This window comes from Bradyrhizobium sp. 186, from assembly GCF_023101685.1.
Taxonomy (GTDB): Bacteria; Pseudomonadota; Alphaproteobacteria; order Rhizobiales; family Xanthobacteraceae; genus Bradyrhizobium.
The window spans coordinates 1292938-1311420 of record NZ_CP082164.1; the positions used below are offsets into that span (position 1 = coordinate 1292938).

The window sequence follows — 18483 nt, forward strand, 5'->3', positions numbered from 1 at the left end:
GATGTTTGGGATAGATCAAGGAATATGATCCCAGAGAACATGTTGCGAACGAGGGGTGTTCCGCTAGAGGAACGTCTGATGTAATGTTCCTAGATTGAACATTTGGAACCCCGAGCGAGTTTTGGTGTGCGGGAGGACATTCAAATGAAACGCCACCGGTTCAAACAGGATAGGACGCGAGGCGAACGGCTCGTCGAGGAAGCTAGACGAGCACGGGAAAAGGCAGAGCAGTTGCCCCCGGGCGCGGAACGTGAAGACCTTTTGAGAAAGGCCCGCGCAGCCGATATCCATATTGACGAATGGCCGGCCTTTCGCGGCTTGCAGCCACCGAAGTAAGGCGTAAGATTCCGGTGATTTGCGAACCAAAGGGGGGCAGCGTGACCGCGCCAGACCTGGTTTTGAAAATTACCATCATAGGACTAGGCGTCTTTTCGACGGTTCTAGCCTCTATGTTGTGTTTCAATCTGTAAGCCAGAGGCCGCCCCAGTTGGCGGCCTCTTTCCTTTTCTTTGGGACAACCTGATTTTGCCCCCAAAGCGGGGCCGCCCGGCCCTACCGCGCGCAGCCAGCAATGGTTTCAGGTCAGCAGGCGGAGTGTCCCCCTACGCGACATAAACCTTGGCACAACTTGTGCACACTCATGCTCACCGGGGTTTTGCGTCATACCCTCCCGGGGCTGGAAAGCCGCCGCCCGCGATACATTTAAGCGGGCGGCGTTTTTGCTTCTGAGCGGTGCCCAAAGTTGAACTTGGCATCAAGTTGGAATCTACGGTCGTTTGCCGGCGCCGACTGAAGGCGTAGGGTTCTGCTGATGCGGTCCTCGCCACGCGCTCATGTTGAGCATCTGAAGCAAAAAGGCCGCCCAACGAGGCAGCCGTCCTCCAGTTTCGGCGCTGCCGCTGCTGGATGCCGGCACTGCCCAGAGGCCGTCGATGCTCAAACCCAAACAGGCTCCTTCTCTCTGCCGCGCGGCGCCCAGCGAGTTAGCTCACTAGCGGAAGCGGTTCGTTCTTCGTCCCGGTCGCACAGCGCTATTTTGTATGCGCCGTTGTCTTCGCCAAAGATAAAAGCAGTTGAGCCATCTGACGTGGTCACGTATTGCCCGAGCTTGAATATGTCCGTGATGCCTTGCATTGCCCCATTCCCATGTGCGCCGGAATCGACGCGAGGACAATCTGGCAGATAAGAAATAGCCATGCAAGCTCAGAGAGTTGTGCCGATTTTAGCTACACCTTTGGTTGTGGCGATTTTGGCTACAGAACTCCCGGGTCCATCAATTTATCTTCGTGCAAACTCCAACAGTGATTGACGGCGTATCTTCGTTATTGTCTGCACCATCAACGTAGCCAACCAGATACGCCGCCAAGTACCTATTGTTGGTTGGATTAAACCTATACTCGGTAAAAGCCGCACTGCAGACTGCCCAGCCGTCGGCCCAGACAGACACGGGAAGCTTATAGTCTCGCGTGTTTGAACATGGCGTGTTTTTGCTTGAGCCCGCTTCAGTCAAGGTCACCTTGAATTCGTGAACGGTGCTTTCGTCGGCACCGGAATATATCCGATCTTTCCTGCTCGACATGTACTGGAATTTCAGCACGAAGTTCCGACTCGGTCGAAAGTTTGCAGAGCGCCATTTTTTCAGCTGCTCATCATAGCTGATCCCGCCGACTGCCTCAGGCGTGCAATAGTACGTTCGGTCGCGAGGTTCTTTGCGGACGCGGGTGTGCTGGTAAGCGCAGCAAAAACAATTGACGCGAAGTTCCTAAGTAACACCATCAATAATTCTCGAAAGCTTTCCCTAAGTCGACGTAAATTGGTCTTAGCTCCTCATCGGTCAGAGGCCAACTCGATTTGTCGCGGTGGGCTTTTCATGAGCCAGCAAATAGACCAACAGTATGGAAGGCTGCCTGAAAAGCAGTTTGCGGTTAGCCTTCTCTCGTACCGACGAGGTTATTTGGGGTTTAGCCTTAAGAAAGCTGTCGATCCTATCGGCAACGTCTGCGCCAGCCGCGCTCTCGAAGGTGTCCACAATCAACCCCTCCGCCCGTGTTGGCTCCGGCTCCCTCTGGACATGAAAGCGATATAGATGAGACGTGCGTTCGGTTAGACTCTTACTGGGCTGTAAAGACTCATGACCTGCTCGACTACCTGCTGAAAGTAATCATTGGTCGCTTCGATCAAGGCCATGCTCTTAGCAGCAGCCCGCTTCATTCTAGCGGTCGCCTAGACGACGCTGTTGCCGGAATGTCTCGATGATTGGGTCGACCAGGGCAATTCTATTCGCGCGGTCGATGTGTTCGTGGAGGCGTTGTGCCCGCTCAAGGATCAGTGCACAACGTCCAACGAGCGCCGCATCAGACGCTGGGAACGCGAACATGTCGTCGAGGCCGCGCAGACGCGGCTCGATCAGAACCCGCAAGCCATGCGTGTGCGCCGCGAAACTGTCGAGCATCCGTTCGCCACACTGAAGATGCGGATGGGTGCAACACACGTTCTAATGAAGCGGTTGCCCAATGTCGCGACCGAAATGGCGCTGAACGTACTCGCCTACAACCTCACGCGCGTAATGAACATCGTCGGGATCAAGCCGCTCCTGCCGGCAATCCAGGCGTGAAGAGTTCGTGCTGTTATGCGCATCGTGTGACCGTTCAGGTCGCGCAGCGTGGCCCGAGCTTGCGCCCGGGTTGGCCCCGGACTCGATCAAGCAAAAAATGCTCAGACCGTTGTGTCGACGCGGATCGTCCCCGGTTGCGTGCTGTTTTTGGGGGGAGGAAAACGTTCTTACACAGTCTGGACCCATAGCAGTCATTTAGTCCCTCCTATGCGCTCCGAAGGTCTCAGACTAGTCTGTTTGGCTTTCCAGCTGGCGTTATTGCTCAAGCGAACACGACGCCGACGGTAGCGGCGACAGGAGCACGTTGCAGGCATGGGACTCGTGGTCTGAAACGGATTACGAGGATGAAGGGCTGAAACACCTCCTGTCGATGATGATTTTGGGGTAGCGCGCCTCCAAACGACGATGTCGAGCCAGAGGTACTAGAGTTCATGCGGATCTCCCACGATCCTGCGTTTGGAACGTTCCACCGCAAAGCCTATTGTCTGTTGAGATGATCGTTGGGGTCGACAGCGAAGCCAAAAATGAAATTGCGCCGGTTCCGCAAGGTGCTACGCTAACGTGATGCCGGCGGTCGAGCTTACGCAAGTTTAGGTGTTCCGGCCGTGAGGGTGTGATGAGTAACGCCGAACAAAACGCCATTGATTCGTTGCTGGTTTCCCTGCAGAAGCCCAATGTACATCAAGGGGCGTGGGAATCCGACGAACTCTTGCAGGTACTGCCGGCAGCGCTCTACATGACGGACGCCGCCGGCCGAATTACTTTCTACAATGAAGCGGCGGCGCAATTGTGGGGCTGCCGGCCGACGCTCGGGACCGCCGCGTTTTGCGGATCATGGAAGCTCTATTGGCCGGACGGCACTCCCTTGCCGCACGCCGAATGTCCGATGGCGCTGGCTCTGAAAGAGCGGCGTCCGATCCGGGGCATGGAAGCGGTCGCCGAACGGCCGGACGGCACGCGCGTGCCGTTCATTCCGTATCCAACTCCCCTATTCGATGCTTCAGGTGCTTTGGTTGGCGCAGTCAACATGCTGGTGGACATCACCGAGCGCCGGGAGACTGAACAACGGCTTCGAGAAAGCGAGGTGCGCTATCGAGCCATCGCTGCGATCGTCGAATCGTCCGACGACGCGATCGTTTCGAAAGACCTCAACAGCATCATCAAAAGCTGGAATCAAGGCGCGGAGCGGCTGTTCGGCTATAGTGCTGAAGAGGCGATTGGGAAGTCGGTCACGATGCTAATCCCTCCCGATCGTCAGGATGAGGAGCCGGCCATTCTTGCCCGGATCCGGCGCGGCGAGCGCGTCGAGCACTACGAAAGCGTTCGTCAACGCAAGGATGGCAGCACTATCGACATTTCGCTGACGATCTCCCCGATCAGGGATAAGGACGGCAAGATCGTCGGCGCTTCGAAAATAGCCCGTGACATTTCATTTCGAAAGCGAGCAGAGGAGCAGCAGCAGCTAATCTTCCGAGAGATGGACCATCGCATCAAGAACCTCTTTGCTGTCGCTGGCGGCGTGGTCACGATGAGTGCCCGATCGGCGAAAACAGCGGAAGAACTCGCTTCTGTGGTGCGCGACCGCTTGGTGTCCCTCGCGAAAGCCAACGACCTGACGTTGAAGCTGACAGCCGATGGCACTCATCGAACGCAACAGTCAACGCTGCTTCATACGTTGATTAGGACGATTCTATCGCCTTATGACGGCAGCACCGACAAAGGCGGGGCGCGTGTCGCGATCAGTGGACCCGACATTCCAATCGCGGGCGATGGGGTGACCGGTTTTGCGTTGCTATTGCACGAGTTTGCAACCAATGCCGCAAAGTACGGGGCACTTTCGACCCAAAGTGGCTCCATCAATATCGCGTGCTCCGAAAACACTGACCAATTGGCGGTAACCTGGACGGAACGCGGAGGACCACCGGTCGATCGTCAAGCAGAGGTAGAGGGCTTTGGTACGCTACTCGCCCGTGCGACGGTGCAGAGCCAATTCGGGGGCGTGATCGCGTGGGATTGGAACCCAGCGGGCCTGACAATAGACCTTTCTTTTCCAAAGGACCGCGTCGTGACGCATCCCTAGCGCTCAGTCATTCTGATGAATCAAGTTGTACAAGAAATCACCGGACCGCCTAGCAAAATCAATCTCGCGCGACCGTGGTGATCCTGACCTTTCCTTGGCACCAAATCTCAACATCATCTCAACATCAGTGGAAGGCACCCGTCGGTCAGCCTCGCGCGCAGCGGACATATGCCGGGCGCTGGAGCGCCGCCTCCAAGACCCTGCCAGATCGGGGCCGGAAGTTCAGGCATCTGACGGGTGGCTGCCCCGATGCTGAGGCCGTTTCTGCGCCGGTTGTCGAAAGCGGGGCAAACGCAACCTGCCCTGCACGAGTTCTTATGGAGCGTCCGTTCGGGTGAAGGCAGAGCGTGCAGCAGAAGCCCGGAAGGCTGCCGATCGGCTCGCCTGCGAAGCCTGGACGTGGATTACTATAAAAGCCTCGGCGTCACCGTCACCCGCGTCATGACCGACAATGGCAGCTGCTACAAAGCCTTCGACTTCCGCGATGCCTGCCAGGAACTCGACCTCAAGCACAAGCGAACCAAGCCATATACGCCCAAGACGAATGGCAAGGCCGAACGCTTCATCCAGACCGCGCTCCGGGAATGGGCTTACGCTCAAGCCTATCTCACGTCAGATCGGCGCGCCGAAGAACTGCCGATTTGGCTACACCAATACAACTGGCACCGGCCGCACGCTGGGATAAAGTCTCAAACGCCCATCAGCAGACTTGGTCTAATCGAGGACAACCTCCTGAGGCTCCACATCTAGCGTCATCTCCGCGCGTGCTTCTCTGTCGGGCATTTCGCTTAGCTACCCCTCCGCCCAGAATCTCGACCAGCCGCCAGATGCTCGTGCAAAGCAGCCGGCGAGCGCAAGAGGGTGCGCGGCAACAAATGGTGGATTGATACGCTGCCTTTGACCCACCTCGACTCAGGAGCCGCCTCTCCAATTAGTCGCGTGTAAAGGCAGCGCAGAGCCAACCGATTAGCCAAAAACCGTAGAACAAGACTGCTGCGGAGACGATCGAGGCTAGGGCACCATATGCGACTGGCTCTATCGCATGCTCCAACGGCGCCGGCTTGCTGTCCACCACGAAGACTTTGACCGCACGGCAGTCCACTCCAAAGGGACTGCAATGGTAAGCGAAACATTTTCTGGGGCGGCAGCCTAAATGGGAAGTTCAGGCGAGCGGAACCTTTGCGCCTGTGGCAATTCAGCCATGCGGCTGGCGTGAGACTTAAATCGCGCTGGGCTGCCTACCTCGGTCTCCTCTTCAGCGCCGGTCGCAAACTCCAGCTCAACAATGCCTGAGCGGCAATTCCGGAGGATTACCGTCAGCTGAGTTGACGAATGCGCTGAAGTGGCAATGGCGGAGGAGTGCAGCGATAGGAGCCTCGCCCGGCATATTCCACGCGATCGTGCGCGCAGCGAACCACAAGAGTTGCGAATGCTTGGGCATGCAGCGAGTGCAAAAAAATGCCGCCCCGTAGGAGCGGCGACTCGATGCCCAACGTTAATCGAAGTTACTTCTTCACAGCGTCTGCTGCGTCCCTCGCAGCATCCTTGATGTCACCTGCGGCATTGTGCACGGCACCCTTGGCCTTGTCGGCCTTGCCTTCCCTTTGCAAATCCTTGTCGCCACTCAGCTTGCCTGCGCCCTTCTTGATCGTGCCCTTTGCCTTTTCGGCGACTCCCTTTACATGCTCGCGGTCCATAACGCGCTCCTTCGATTTTCGACGATGGCGAGTAACGCACCTGAAGGTTTGGTGTTCCGCCTACGCGTCGCGCTGCCAAACGTCGTAGCCGTTCCAAATTCAAGTTCCCAAGCGATTCCGGGAACTATGCGCAAATCATCGGATTGCTCCAGTTCATAACGGAAAGAGGAGAGCTGTCATGAGATACGCGTTACTGGTAGCTGCATTGGGCGCCTTCGCCACGCCTGCACTCGCGGACGAGGTTGGTGTGGGTGTTGGTGTCGGCCCAGGCGGCGCTGGCGCTGGCGTGACCGTCGGGCAAAGCCGCGACTACGACCGTGACCGTGTTCAGGAACGTGAAACAGTGGTCAAGGAGCACGAGCCTGCCGATCGCACAACCGTCATCAAAAAAGAGCATGAGGACGGTACACGCAGCAAGACGATCGTCAAAGAACGAGAGTGACGATGAGAAAAGCCCCGGTGCAACGGGGCTTTTTTTGGTGGCGTAGCTTCCGTACCAAAGCTGCCTCCGAATTCCTGTGCTCTGATTATCTCGTCGGCGATCGACCATCTTAGAGTAACGTGTATCTGTCTGCCATCATGCGGGGCATATCGTCTTGCGCCGAGCCCGATAATCCGACCGCCCTCGTTCTCGTCAAATGGTGGACTTAGACCGGCCGATCGGGCAAATTTTGCAGCCACGGATAGGATTGAGGAGTTCCCGTGCCCGGCGCCAAGGAGACCGTACAGGAAAGCGGCTCTTTCGATATCGGTGGTTTTGATCCTTGCGGCGAACGCGATGGCGCAGGAGGACAAGAAGACCGATGAGGACTAACTCGCTGCCCGCCACCGCAAGTGGAACACCAAGACCGGCAAGGCCAACTTCATCGTCCCGAAATCGCTGATCACAGATATCGACGTATCGGCGGAAGCGCGTGACGTGGTCCAGCTCATGACCCTGCGGAGCAACGGCCAATTCAACACTACCATCTACAGTTACGATGATCGCTTCCGGGGCATCTTCGGCTCGCGGGACGTGGTGATGATGCACGCGAACGACATCGACCAGTTCGGACTGGAGGAGGGGTGCCTGGTGACGCTATCGACCGCGGTCGACGACGGCATCGATCGCCGGGTCGAAGGCTTGCGGGTCGTCCGCTACGACATCCCCGAGGGCTGTGTCGCCGGCTATTACCCGGAATGCAATCCGCTGCTGCCGCTCTGGCATTATGAGGAAAAAAGCAAGACGCCGGCGGCGAAGTCAATTCCAGTGCGGATTACGCGACAGTAGCGAAAGTGGTCGTCCGACTTAGCGGTTGGCTCAATGTCGCGCCGCGGTCCCGCCGTGTCGATGAACTGGAGGAGCGATTTGTTTAACCGTTGCGTGGCCCGGAGGTGCAGATAGGACGGATCGAATTGGCCGATCTCCGCCAATCGCCGCCCGTCGAAAACCTCGAGCTTGCCACCGTTGAATTCCATCGAAGACGACGATCGGAGGATCGCAAGTGCCCGGTTGACGGTAGCAATCGACATTCCCAGTGTCTCTCCGAGCTGGACGAGGCTTATCGGAAAATCCATCGTGCCATCGTTCGTCAGGCGAGATGCTTCGGCACGATAAAACACCTCAGCGAACAGATGGGCCATTCGCGTTGCCGGATCCCTCGAGCCGTTATTCGTTATCGCCTCTCTGAATATCGCGGCGTCGATCAGCGTTTCCCGCCAGATTGCAAACGCCAACTTTGGTTGTCGCTCGAAAACTCGACACAGAGTCCGATGGGGAAGAGAAGCGACGGTTGCATTTCCCAATGCGCAAACCGAATGATCCATCTGATCCAGAAAGAGAGCCTGTGCGTCTGGGAGGTCGCCAGCGAAATGAAATGAAATGTACTGTCGCGCCCCGTTCGGCAGCAGGTGGTAGCGCGCCAGCATCCCGCGCAGAACCAGTGCCGACACATCCGGCTGATCGCCTTGACGAATCAGATCCTCGTTCGCGGTCAGCTCGCGGGTCCGATACGGGAGCGATCGAATGGCGGAGATATCGTCGTTGGAGAGCCGCGAGTGCTGCCTAAGCTTGCTTTCAAGGATCGCGTGAGCCTCGGCCATGTCATTTCCTCGTATCAAAAGATACGGTGACGCTTCCCCCGGGTGATAAAACTCCACTGCCGTCCTCAAGTTGCAGCGGCAAGAATTTCGACCCTCGAGTCGAGTTGTGCGCCGAGTGGTGTCGCGCGTCCCGCACACGATCGGTGACTTTAAGCGGAGCGACGCTCCGTCCACCCATGGAACCGCAAATGCAGAAGCGTCGCCGGATCAAGCACACCAAAACCTTTGAGGAGCGTCTTGCCGAGGAGGCGGAGCGCTTCAGGGAGGCTGCCGAAAGGCTTCCGCCCGGAACAGCACGGGAATTGCTGTTGCGGCGGGCGCGTCAAGCGGAGACTGCTGCTCGCATCAATGATTGGCTAACCTCGCCCGGTCTGCGTCCCCCCGTCTTGGACCTGGGAGAGAATAAGTGACACCAGTTCCGTGCTGCGTCGAGCATCGCGTCTATCGTGCGTAAGTCCGTTTCACCTCAATGAAATGGCCGTCAGGAGTGGTCGTGTCCGCGCGTGAATGAACTGTCGGGCCGCCTTGATGGTTGGGGCAGGGGCATCCCCCTAAGGAAACGCAAGGGATGGACATCGATGTGATCATAGTTGGCGGCGGACCGGCCGGACTAAGCGCTGCTCTGTTGCTGGGACGATGCCGTCGCGAGGTTCTTCTTTGCGATGACGGAAAGCCGCGCAACGGGGCCTCGTGTGCCATCCATGGCCTGCACGGGCGGGAAGGTCGCTCTCCCTCCGTGTTCCTCTACGAAGCCCGCGATGAGCTCGCCCGCTATAAGTCCGTTTCGATCCGCTCGACGCGGGTCCAGGATGTCCGGATCGCCGGTGACCGGTTCGCATTTGCTTGCACTGACGGAACCACGGGCCTCGCTTCCAGGGTTCTTCTAGCAACCGGTATCGTGGACGAACTTCCTGAAATCTCCGGGATCGAGGCCCTTTACGGTGTCTCGGTCCATCACTGCCTCTATTGCGACGGCTTCGAATATTTCGGCAAACCGGTGGCTGCATTGGGCAAAGGGACAAGGGCGCCGACCTTGCCCTCATGATGAAGCACTGGATGGTGGATGTCGTGGCCTGCAGCGATGGCATCAAGGTCAGCAGACCTGCGGCGCGTAGGCTAGAACGACACGGAATCCCGCTGCGGACCGAGCCCATCGTCGCGTTCGAAGGCACGGACGGCGTGCTCTCAAAAATCAGGTTTGAAAGCGGAACGGACCTCGACCGCGAGGGTCTGTTCTTCTCGACCGGTTGCCAGCAGGCGTCCGATCTCTCCCAGCGCCTCCGGTGCAAACGCGATGAAAAGGGCGGCGTGGTGACGGATCCGGCAACTGAGGAAACCAGCGTGCCCGGAGTGTATGTAGCCGGCGACGTATCGCGTGACGTTCTCCTCGTTGCCGTCGCCATTGCTGAGGGGGCTAAAGCTGCGGCGGCGATCAACAAGGCCTTCCTCCGGCGCGACGGCTTCTGCGAGTGACCGTTCCTCAAGGGTCTGAGGAGGTCGTCGGTGCCAAAAGGGTAGTTGAGGGACCGAGCTACCGCGCTTCCTTCTCGGCCTTGGGAAGCCAGCGCCACACACCAAGCGCGTTGATCAGCAGCAGAACGGCATTTTGAATGACAAGCGACGTCTTGCGTTCGAGCCAGCCGTCGGCCATCCATGCGATGGCTGCGACAGTGAAAATCACAAAGCCCGCGACGGTTACGCGCGCATTCCAGTTGGCGGCGACGAGCGCAGCCGCGACGACCGTCGTGGCGGCTGCGAATGCTCTCAAGATCGCAAGTTCGTCCATCTGCCCGCTTTCACAGCCGTACGATGTTATGGGCTCGTATGACCATTTCGTCCTGGGACAATTCCTGTTCGAGGGCTTGCGCGCGTCGTTCCAGTAAGCTCGCCGTTCGGTTATGACCTCGATGACCGCGATCGGGTCGCGCGGGGTCTCGCCGCTGTTTCGCCACAGACCTTGGCCCGGGCCCGCACGAAGCTAATCGCTCCGCCGAACGAATTGGTCCGCTCACAATCACACCTCGTCGAGATATTCCTCCCCAAGGAAACAGGGGACGGCCGTCCTATCGGACAAGGTTGAGGGTCGCGGCCGGGATCTCCTTTCAAAATGGGACACGATAGTCGCTGTATCAGCTCATGAGCGAACTCAGGCCAGATCGTCAAACCATGTCCAGCGTTCGACGGCTGGACGTTGCCAGTCGTCGAGGCCGGTCTTGATTTCATTCCTGCACTGCGGTGGCTCATTCAGCCTATTCGATTGCAGCCGGCATCTTTGCGACCGACATCAGGGAACGCGCCACCTGGTTCAACAACTGGTCGGCATTCTCCTCTTCGGCCAGCGACTTCGAGAGCAGCGCGACGATGGCACTATGACGAAGCTGCTGGGCGAGATTGCGCGAGGTGGTGTACCCGGCAATCTCGTAATGCTCGACCCGCTGAGCGGCACCGATCAGCGCCAGATCGGCGGCGGCATCTTCCTTCTTTTCGCCTTCGGACATGATTTCTTGCCCTTCCTCGACCAGGCCCATCATGCCCTTGCACGGCTTGGCGCGGGCGGATTTGCCGAGTAGCTCGAAACATTCGTTTATGCGCTCGATCTGGTTTTCCGTCTCCACCAGATGCTGCTCGAACAGTTCGCGCAACTGATCGAAGCGGGCGGCCTCCGCCATCTTCGGCAAGGCTTTCGTCAGTTGCTTCTCGGCATGAAGGATGTCGCGAAGCTCGTCGAGCAACAGCTCGCCAAGGCCGGCCTCGTCCGTGGGCGGCGAGCTTTCCGTCACGATCGCGGTTCCCGGGCCGGGTTCTCCCGCCTGGATGGCCGGGGATTCCGTGAAGACCAAGTCGCTGCCTTCGTTCCACGGCCCGCGCGTGTCGATCTCGCCATAGTCGCCGCTGCCCGTGGAATCGTTGAAGAACTGATTGACTAGTCCGGGTGTCGGGGCGATCCGGCCGATGCTGAAAGCAGGCTTGCCCATGCTCTCAAGCGCCAGCGAGAAGGCTTTCATATGCGTGATTTCGCGGGTCATCAGGAACTGCAAAGCGTCCTTGGTGCCGGCGTCGTCGCAGAAATTGATCAGCTGTTCATAGACGATCTTGGCCCTTGCCTCGGCGGCGATGTTGCTGCGCAGGTCGACGTCGAGTTCTCCGGTGATCTTCAGATAGTCGGCGGTCCAGGCATTGCCCTGCGAGTTGAACAGGTTCACTCCGCCGCCGCCGGCGATCGCGATCAGCGGATCGGCTTCGGCGGCCTCGCGGTCGAACTTCATCGGCTTGAGGTGCATACGGGCGAGGGTGCCCACAATCTCCAGATGGCTCAATTCTTCGGTGCCGATGTCCATCAGCAGATCCTTGCGATCCGGATCCTCACAATTCAGGCCCTGTATCGAATACTGCATCGCGGCGGCGAGTTCGCCGTTGGCGCCTCCAAACTGTTCGAGAAGCATATTGCCGAAACGGGGCTCCGGCTCGTCGACGCGGACGGTGAACATCAGCTTCTTGACGTGGTGATACATGGGAGACCTCGAATGCGAGCGGGGGATCGATTGCGAACCAGACGCGGAGAGGTTTGTTCCTACGGCGGTATAGGATTCGACGCTTCGAGAGCGCGCCTGCATCGGGAGCCGCATAAGAACTTTGAGGCTGTCCGCGCGTTGAAAAAGGTACCCGCCCTTTACCGGATCCCAGGGAGCCATGTTCACCGCAACTCATCGCCTCAATCGTCGCAACTTTCCGATCTCCGTCCGGCCGACCGAAGCGGACGTCGCCATCGCCCGCGGAATCGCGCGCCACACGGCTCCAGCTCCGGAGGAAGTGGCACGCGCCCTGACCTGGGGCGCCGATGAAAAAATCCTTTTGGTTCTGGCCACGGCCGGCTGGGTTTTCTCTCGCGGCCGCAGCGAACCGTTGCAGCGGGCGGGCAACCACGCGCTGCTGGTGACGGCCGCAGCGTCCCTGCTGCCGCACGTGCTGAAGTCGCTGTTCAATCAGACCCGCCCGGACCGCAGGACGGTGGTCGGGCACATCCACGACGTCTCGTTCTCCGGAAAGCGCCAGGATGCCTTTCCCTCCGGACATGCGCTGCACATGGGCGCTTTGGCGTCAGCAGCGGGCGCCTTGCCGCCTGGGCCGCGACGGACGGTCCGCGCGCTCGCGGTAGGAATCTCGCTGACGCGCATCGTGGTTCTGGCGCACTGGGCGAACGACGTCGTCGCGGGTTTCGCGCTCGGAGCAGTGCTCGAACGCCTGCTGAGGCTATGGACGGGTTATCCCATCGCCTGTTCAAAGGAGATCGATCATGCCGACACTTGAGGACGTGAAAGGGTATGCGGAGCGCGCCACCGGCCTCCGGCGACCAGGTAAGGGCAAAGCCTCGGATCTCGCCCGGTTGCGCAAGCCTCACACGGTTCGCTCCAAGGACGACGGTCTCGTTCCCAATCATCCGCGATGGCCGCTGCTCATCTATCGGGGCGCCGTTGATCTCGACGAGGGGCACGATCCGGCGGCGGTGATCGAGGATCTCTTCGAAGCGAACGGCTGGGGCGACACCTGGCGCGACGGCATCTACGACTACGTGCACTACCACTCGCGGATCCATGAGGTGCTCGGCGTCGCCCGTGGCAAAGGGCGCGTCCGCTTCGGCGGGAAGAAGGGCAGGATCTTCACGCTCAAGGCCGGGGACATCGTGGTTCTGCCTGCCGGCACGGGCCATCAGTGCCTCTCGGCGGACAACGACTTTCTGGTCGTCGGCGCCTACCCGCCGGCCGGCACCTACGACGAATGCACCACGGTGGAAGATCGGCCGCGGGCGTTGAAGACAATTCCGAAGGTGCCGGTGCCGCGCAAGGATCCGGTCTATGGGTCCGGTGGACCGGCCTTGAAGCTCTGGAAGAAGGCCAAATGAGCGAGTACGTCGTCCGCTTTCTTATCGGAGGCGCCGTGGTGTCGGTCTTGCGATGCTCGGAGACGTCCTGAAGCCGAAGAGCTTCGCCGGCCTGTTCGGAGCCGCCCCTTCCGTCGCGCTCGCCACCCTCGGAATCGCAATCTATCAGCACGGCGCCGGTTATGCCGCCATCCAGGGCGGGTGGATGATGGCCGGCGCCGTCGCGCTCGCCCTCTACAGCGTCATCGTCTGTCATCTGCTCGTCCGCGCACGGCTGCGGGCCTTGCCCGCCACCAGTCATGACGCCAATCCGCGTCTCGCCGTCCTCGCTCAAGGCCGCTGGTATGAATATCTCATCCGTTTCGCGCTCGGCGGCGGAGCGACCGTCTTCACTGGCCTGATCAGCAGCCGTTACGGAGCGGCCGTCGGCGGCCTCTTTCTGGCGCTGCCCGCCATCTTTTGCGCCAGCGCTTCGCTGATCGAAAAGCACGAGATCCGACGGAAACGGGAGGCAGGCCTGTCAGGCGAGCGCCGCGGAAAAATGGCTGCTGCGCTCGACTCCGCCGGCGCCGCTTGGGGATCGCCCAGCGTGTTACCGCGCGGCCGTCGGCAGGGTGCCCAAGCGTGTGGCGTCGGGTAGGGGGCATGGCGCCACCCAAGCGGCAAAGTAGCTCTCGCAAAAATCCCTCGCGGGTCGCACGTGCATGTGGAAAACCCTTGCGGGTGGGCTTCCGAGGGCTGAGCGGATATCGGTCAGGTCGAGGTCGAGAGTCTGCTGTTGATCGATTCTGTTGAAAAACTCCTCTCCGGTGATCGGACCAATTTTCTAAGAGCCGCTGGTGCGCTTGGCGTTTTGGGACGTGGGGGATCACTCAGACTTGAGCCGCTTCATCCAGCGACCTTCCTACGTGCTGTAAGTGGGCATCGCCCGGCGAAGTCAAAGATCAGCCGTTTCTTCGGGGAATTTTGCTGAGAGGGCATTTTAGACTTTTTCAACACAATCGATCCAAAGCGGACATCAATGCGTCAAACAGAACCGGGAAAATAGGAACATGGACGTGTGACACTCAGGTTGGAGAGCCAACTAGGAGCACCCAGGTAAGACATTCGGGCGCTGACCCCTTGGGCTCGAGCGGCAGCAATGCTCTCGAATTCCTCGCCGGTTTGGTCGACGGTAATGAGCTCCGCTTCATGGTAGTCGAAATGGTATCGAGCCATGCCGGCCTAAATCAGTCCCGGTGGAGACGTTCCAAAAAAGCCCAAGCCAGCTTTGCCGAGCTTTGATCCTCCGCACGGGTTCAGCTCATGAAGATATTCAGGGCTGAACTCGGCTACATCTTGAAGTTCCTGTGGGCGGAGCAGAGTCAGGTTTTGGTTCTGCCATTCAATGAGACCCTCACGCCTGAGTTCCTGGATCGTCCTGTTCACGTGAACTATTGAAAGCCCACATGCATCGGCAACATCTTGCTGCGTGAGCGGAAGTCGGAAGCTGAGGTTGTCTACCAGCCCAACGAATTCCATGCGGGTGGCAAGCTCGCAAAGAAGATGCGCGACCCTACCCAAGGCATGGCGCGATCCAAGATTCTGAACCCACTCGCGATAGATGGCAGCGTGTATCAGCGTCTCGCGCCAAAAAGCGTGCGTAAGCCCGCAAGACTCCTTCATCATCTCTCTAAGAGATGAATGGGGCACAGACGCTATCGTCGAAGAGCCCACGCTGCAAAGGTCGCAATCCGCCACCGGCAAATGCAGGGAAGGCAAGTCGGGCATGTCCCCCGCCAGGTAAAACGACGAGATCTGATTTCGAGCATTCACTACTCTTTGCCGAGCTAGAAAGCCGCTCATCACAACGATGCAGCTGCTAAGCTTCTCTCCCTCGCGCACCACGTATTCGCCACGGCCCAGGGATCTCACCTTATATGGCATGCGCCTGAGCCTAACCTGATCTTGTTCAGATAGACCGACCACCGCGCGTAGGCGCGCTATTAGCTTCTGATGCGGCATTGGATGCTTCCCGTGCGATGCAGGCGGGAGCCCAATGGTCTCTCAGCCACCGACGCCTACGGACAATGCCTTGGCCAGTGATGGCATATTAACGCGCGCTAAAGGGCCCTGTTCCAGTTAAAAATCTGCGGTTCTTGAACCCGGAAATTGAGCTGGCACCCCGTGTCTTAGTTCGGTCATTGAAATCTCACTTGTTCCTTCGCATCCGGGCTAGCGGGTTCGGCGCGTTTTCTATGTTCGGCAGGTCGGAAAAGGCCGCCTCGACGCGGAGGCCGGTCCCAAATCAACCGCCCGTCGATTTTCTTCGGCTTGCTCCTACGCTTAGCGAACTGATGGGGACGCGCGTCGGTTCGATCGTGTCGGGTGGTCCGGCGCGCGGGCGCGCGTCGAGACCAGCCTTTCTTTTGTCGAAATTCGGGCACTAGTTTTGTTTTCTGAAAAAGGGAGAAGTTAAGTGGCGATGGGGACCGTGAAGTGGTTCAACCCGACAAAGGGTTATGGATTTATACAGCCTGACAACGGCGGCAAGGACGTCTTTGTTCACATCTCGGCAGTTGAGAAAGCTGGTTTCACCTCTCTCGCCGAGGGGGCCAAGGTCAGCTTCGACGTCGTGAACAATCGCGGTAAAGACTCGGCGGAAAATCTACGGATAGGTTGATATAGCACGGCCAGTCGCTACGAGCGCTCGCTAATCATTGTTTGTTGTTGGCATTCGCCTCCGGTTCGACGGCCGGTTGATCGGTTTTAGGTACTGCGGGTTCTCGCACGCTATCTTTGGGCGCTTGTAGGTTTCTTTGGAACGCCCATCCGATCAATCCCGCCAGCACGAGGACAACTACGGCGAGCATCAACCAGTGGGGGTATTTGATCCTGGAAAGCATCGCTGTTCCCGCTAATGGTTCATCACAGTGATTTTGAGTCTTTGGGGGTGGCTGGATAGGCGCGGCCGAGTTTGGCGCGGGCTTTATCTGTTGTGAACATCCATTTGATGCGGGCTCGGATTTTATTCCGTCTCTTTTGCCATGCTGCGATCTCGTTTCGGAGCCTTTTGGGATCGTCGATGCGGCGGCCGAGACACTGGCGCTGTAGCACGCTGATCTCGCACTCGACCATATTGAGCCAACTGGCGTGCTTCGGGGTGAAGTGGAATTCGAGGCGGCGCAGGATGCGCCGGGCCTCGGCGGGCGCGAAGGCCTCATACAGCGCCCCAGGCTTATGGATCGACAAATTGTCCTGCACGACACGGATGCAGGCGGCGTCGGGATAATGGACGTCGACGAGATCACGCATGCAGTGGGCGTAGTCCACGGCGGCGCGGCGGTCGGTGACCTTGACGTCGCGCCAGCCCCGATGTGGATCGAAGGTGACGAAGAGATTGGCGGTGCCGTTGCGGCGATACTCGTAATCGTAGCGCTCGCGCTGTCCCGGTTGGGCCGGGATCGGCTGGCGCACCTCGCCGGTCAGCTGGATGGGAGTCTCGTCGAAGCAGACCAGCGGCCGGGCGCGATTCTGCGTCTCGGCGTAGAGGTCGAGCACTCTCCATGCGGGCAAAGTATTCGCCGTCGACATGGGGAATGCACCACACGTCCCTGCGCCACGGCTTGAGGTCGTTCTCGGCCAGCCGGCGACGCACGGTCTCGCCCAACAGGCTGTTGTGATCGGTGAGCTTGACCATCGTGTCGGCCAACAGCGTCAGCGTCCAGCGTTTGCAGCCGGCGGGCGGCTTGGCGCATGCGGTCGCCACCAGCAGGGCTTCCTCCTTGCCGGTCAGCTTGCGCTCAGCGCCCGGACGCGGCTCCTCGCTCAAGGCTCGCTCCAGATTGCCTTCCACGAAGCGGCGCTTGGTCCGGCCGACGGTGGAGAGGCTGACACTCACGGTCCGGGCAATCTCCTCGTCGCGGCAGCCTCCATCGGCCGCCAGCAAAATCTGCGCCCGCTTAAGCTTGCGGGCGGCGTGCTTGCCGCCGCCGAGCATCGCCGTCAGTTCGTTGCGCTCGGCTTGGCTCAATTCGACCCGATAACGTACATTCATGCTTTGCCTCCTTGTCGGAGGCCGGGACGAATCCAACGATGAGTCAAAAATCAGGCGCGCGCTTCACCGAGAAGCAGGGTTATTACCTGGCTTTCATCCATACCTACGCCCACATGTTCGGACGTCCACCCGCCGAAGCCGACATCCAGCGCCACTTCCGCGTCAGCCCGCCTTCGGTCCACCAGATGATCGTCACCCTCGAACGAAACGGCTTCATCCGACGTCAACCTGGCGTCCCCAGAAGCATCGAAATCCTCGTGCCGCCGGAAAGCTTGCCGATCCTCGAATGGCTCGGTATCAAAACGTCGAAATCACTGTGATGAACCACTAGTGCCCAACGCTCACCTTCGTGCCGCAGCGGCTGGGTACGCAACCGTTTTTGAGGGCAATGGTTTCGGCGACTGCTTGTTTTTTGGTCGGAAAGTGCGTTGCCCCCAACCATAGGACTCCGACGATGCAGAGGGTCGTCAAAGCGGCGCCTCCCACGCTCACCGAACCTCCCAATAGCAACTGCCCCAACGCGCGCAACATGGTATCCGCTTAGCCGGAAATACTTAATGAATGCTGCGCGCGATCAGCGGCGCACACAAAAGCCCGCCGCATCGCGAGGCATCCTATCAGATCAAGGTTCCGTGGAAGCGAGCGAGCCTATTGCGTGCTGAGCGACACGCCAAGAACAAATGCCTTAGCCGCCGTCGCGCCCGGCGTTCGCTTCAACTTCTTTGCGATCTTCGTGACACCAGTCTTTTGATTCGCAAGTAACTTCAGCGTCTTCAGGTCGTCTTTCGTCCACTCGCGACGAACAGTCTTCTTTTTCTTGGCCAACTCGGCGCTCCTTCATTGATAGGAGCGCGGTCTAACACATGGCGCGCGGTAAGCAAATCCCTGGTGAATGGCGCTGTTTGACGAACCCTGTCGTTTTTGACAGGTGCGGGCCGTCCCGAGATGTGGGCACGATCGCGGCTAAAGGACGAGGGCCGCGGCTATGCGACGTTACTACTTCCCGATTTTCCACAACGGAGAGACACAGGCGGACGATGTGGGGGAGCTATTTGGCTCTGCTGAACTAGCGGCCCAATACGGCGCCCGTGTTGC

At 59.1% G+C, this 18483-nt stretch carries 18 protein-coding genes and 4 pseudogenes; 14 read left to right on the forward strand and 8 right to left on the reverse strand.

Translation table 11 applies throughout. From position 1 onward, the window contains the following. Window positions 1–936: 936 nt before the first annotated feature. A complete protein-coding gene (locus IVB18_RS05900) occupies window positions 937–1134 on the reverse strand; it encodes a hypothetical protein (protein ID WP_247988305.1) in 198 nt (65 codons plus the stop codon). Between the two features lie 1177 nt (window positions 1135–2311). On the opposite strand from IVB18_RS05900, the pseudogene IVB18_RS05905 reads away from it, so the two are divergent. The 3 genes and pseudogenes from IVB18_RS05905 to IVB18_RS05915 form a co-directional block, all read left to right on the forward strand. Continuing rightward, window positions 2312–2614 (forward strand): annotated as a pseudogene (locus tag IVB18_RS05905) (transposase); the annotation flags it as partial. A 616-nt stretch (window positions 2615–3230) separates the two neighbouring features. Then, on the forward strand, window positions 3231–4694 hold the full coding sequence (locus tag IVB18_RS05910; RefSeq protein ID WP_247988306.1) for a PAS domain S-box protein: 1464 nt from the start codon (window positions 3231–3233) through the stop codon (window positions 4692–4694). 399 nt (window positions 4695–5093) lie between these two features. Further along, window positions 5094–5444: pseudogene (locus IVB18_RS05915) on the forward strand (integrase core domain-containing protein); the annotation flags it as partial. Window positions 5445–6199: 755 nt separating this feature from the next. Here IVB18_RS05915 and IVB18_RS05920 read toward each other — a convergent pair. Beyond that, window positions 6200–6391 carry a CsbD family protein gene (locus IVB18_RS05920; RefSeq protein ID WP_247988307.1) on the reverse strand — a complete coding sequence of 64 codons (192 nt, stop codon included), beginning with the start codon at window positions 6389–6391 and terminating at the stop codon, window positions 6200–6202. 178 nt (window positions 6392–6569) lie between these two features. Here IVB18_RS05920 and IVB18_RS05925 point away from each other — a divergent pair, with 178 nt between their 5' ends. Together IVB18_RS05925 and IVB18_RS05930 are read left to right on the forward strand one after the other, a co-directional pair. Next, window positions 6570–6833: a hypothetical protein gene (locus IVB18_RS05925; RefSeq protein ID WP_247988308.1), complete on the forward strand. Its 264-nt coding sequence runs from the start codon at window positions 6570–6572 to the stop codon at window positions 6831–6833. 477 nt (window positions 6834–7310) lie between these two features. Then, on the forward strand, window positions 7311–7661 hold the full coding sequence (locus tag IVB18_RS05930; protein ID WP_346732610.1) for a molybdopterin dinucleotide binding domain-containing protein: 351 nt from the start codon (window positions 7311–7313) through the stop codon (window positions 7659–7661). On the opposite strand, the gene IVB18_RS05935 is transcribed toward IVB18_RS05930, so the two are convergent. Beyond that, on the reverse strand, window positions 7598–8473 hold the full coding sequence (locus IVB18_RS05935) for a Crp/Fnr family transcriptional regulator (protein WP_346732611.1): 876 nt from the start codon (window positions 8471–8473) through the stop codon (window positions 7598–7600). The genes IVB18_RS05930 and IVB18_RS05935 overlap by 64 nt on opposite strands. A 188-nt stretch (window positions 8474–8661) precedes the next feature. Here IVB18_RS05935 and IVB18_RS05940 point away from each other — a divergent pair, with 188 nt between their 5' ends. The 3 genes from IVB18_RS05940 to IVB18_RS51455 all read left to right on the forward strand — a co-directional run bounded on the left by IVB18_RS05940 (window position 8662) and on the right by IVB18_RS51455 (window position 9946). Then, complete coding sequence (locus tag IVB18_RS05940; protein ID WP_247988309.1) at window positions 8662–8883, forward strand: hypothetical protein; 222 nt, start codon at window positions 8662–8664, stop codon at window positions 8881–8883. Between the two features lie 158 nt (window positions 8884–9041). Further along, a complete protein-coding gene (locus tag IVB18_RS51450) occupies window positions 9042–9518 on the forward strand; it encodes an NAD(P)/FAD-dependent oxidoreductase (protein WP_253076231.1) in 477 nt (158 codons plus the stop codon). A gap of 11 nt (window positions 9519–9529) precedes the next feature. Beyond that, window positions 9530–9946, forward strand: a complete 417-nt coding sequence (locus IVB18_RS51455; RefSeq protein WP_253076232.1) for an FAD-dependent oxidoreductase — start codon at window positions 9530–9532, stop codon at window positions 9944–9946. Between the two features lie 58 nt (window positions 9947–10004). Here the strand turns inward: IVB18_RS51455 and IVB18_RS05950 are convergent, their stop codons facing one another. Both IVB18_RS05950 and IVB18_RS05955 read right to left on the reverse strand, forming a co-directional pair. Continuing rightward, entirely contained in the window at window positions 10005–10259 is a 255-nt protein-coding gene (locus tag IVB18_RS05950) for a hypothetical protein (protein ID WP_247988310.1), read from the reverse strand. Window positions 10260–10722: 463 nt separating this feature from the next. Continuing rightward, window positions 10723–11985, reverse strand: a complete 1263-nt coding sequence (locus IVB18_RS05955; protein WP_247988311.1) for a DUF892 family protein — start codon at window positions 11983–11985, stop codon at window positions 10723–10725. Between the two features lie 178 nt (window positions 11986–12163). Between IVB18_RS05955 and IVB18_RS05960 the strand changes: the two genes are divergently transcribed. From IVB18_RS05960 to IVB18_RS05975, 4 genes and pseudogenes are all read left to right on the forward strand, one after another. Next, window positions 12164–12781, forward strand: coding sequence for a phosphatase PAP2 family protein (locus IVB18_RS05960; RefSeq protein ID WP_247988312.1), 618 nt, complete (start codon window positions 12164–12166; stop codon window positions 12779–12781). Further along, a complete protein-coding gene (locus IVB18_RS05965; protein ID WP_247988313.1) occupies window positions 12768–13373 on the forward strand; it encodes a cupin domain-containing protein in 606 nt (201 codons plus the stop codon). The genes IVB18_RS05960 and IVB18_RS05965 overlap by 14 nt, the downstream gene beginning before the upstream one ends. Next, window positions 13370–13647, forward strand: a pseudogene (locus IVB18_RS05970) (DUF3147 family protein); the annotation flags it as partial. The gene IVB18_RS05965 and the pseudogene IVB18_RS05970, both read left to right, overlap by 4 nt. Before the next feature lie 4 nt (window positions 13648–13651). Next, a pseudogene (locus IVB18_RS05975) lies at window positions 13652–13935 on the forward strand (DUF3147 family protein); the annotation flags it as partial. A gap of 641 nt (window positions 13936–14576) precedes the next feature. Here the strand turns inward: IVB18_RS05975 and IVB18_RS05980 are convergent. After that, window positions 14577–15356: a Crp/Fnr family transcriptional regulator gene (locus IVB18_RS05980; protein ID WP_247988314.1), complete on the reverse strand. Its 780-nt coding sequence runs from the start codon at window positions 15354–15356 to the stop codon at window positions 14577–14579. Between the two features lie 454 nt (window positions 15357–15810). On the opposite strand from IVB18_RS05980, the gene IVB18_RS05985 reads away from it, so the two are divergent. Beyond that, a complete protein-coding gene (locus IVB18_RS05985; RefSeq protein WP_028141284.1) occupies window positions 15811–16014 on the forward strand; it encodes a cold-shock protein in 204 nt (67 codons plus the stop codon). Between the two features lie 245 nt (window positions 16015–16259). Here the strand turns inward: IVB18_RS05985 and IVB18_RS05990 are convergent. Further along, window positions 16260–17388 (reverse strand): IS630 family transposase gene (locus tag IVB18_RS05990; protein ID WP_247988315.1). Its coding sequence is split into 2 segments (ribosomal slippage): window positions 16260–16893 and window positions 16892–17388, totalling 1131 coding nucleotides; the frame shifts between segments, so codons are not numbered across the junction. Between the two features lie 38 nt (window positions 17389–17426). On the opposite strand from IVB18_RS05990, the gene IVB18_RS05995 reads away from it, so the two are divergent. After that, complete coding sequence (locus IVB18_RS05995) at window positions 17427–17708, forward strand: helix-turn-helix domain-containing protein (RefSeq protein WP_126262178.1); 282 nt, start codon at window positions 17427–17429, stop codon at window positions 17706–17708. A gap of 328 nt (window positions 17709–18036) precedes the next feature. Here IVB18_RS05995 and IVB18_RS06000 read toward each other — a convergent pair whose 3' ends face one another. Beyond that, the gene (locus IVB18_RS06000; protein WP_247988316.1) at window positions 18037–18213 is read right to left on the reverse strand and encodes a hypothetical protein; all 177 of its coding nucleotides are present in this window, start codon (window positions 18211–18213) and stop codon (window positions 18037–18039) included. Between the last annotated feature and the right edge of the window lie 270 nt (window positions 18214–18483).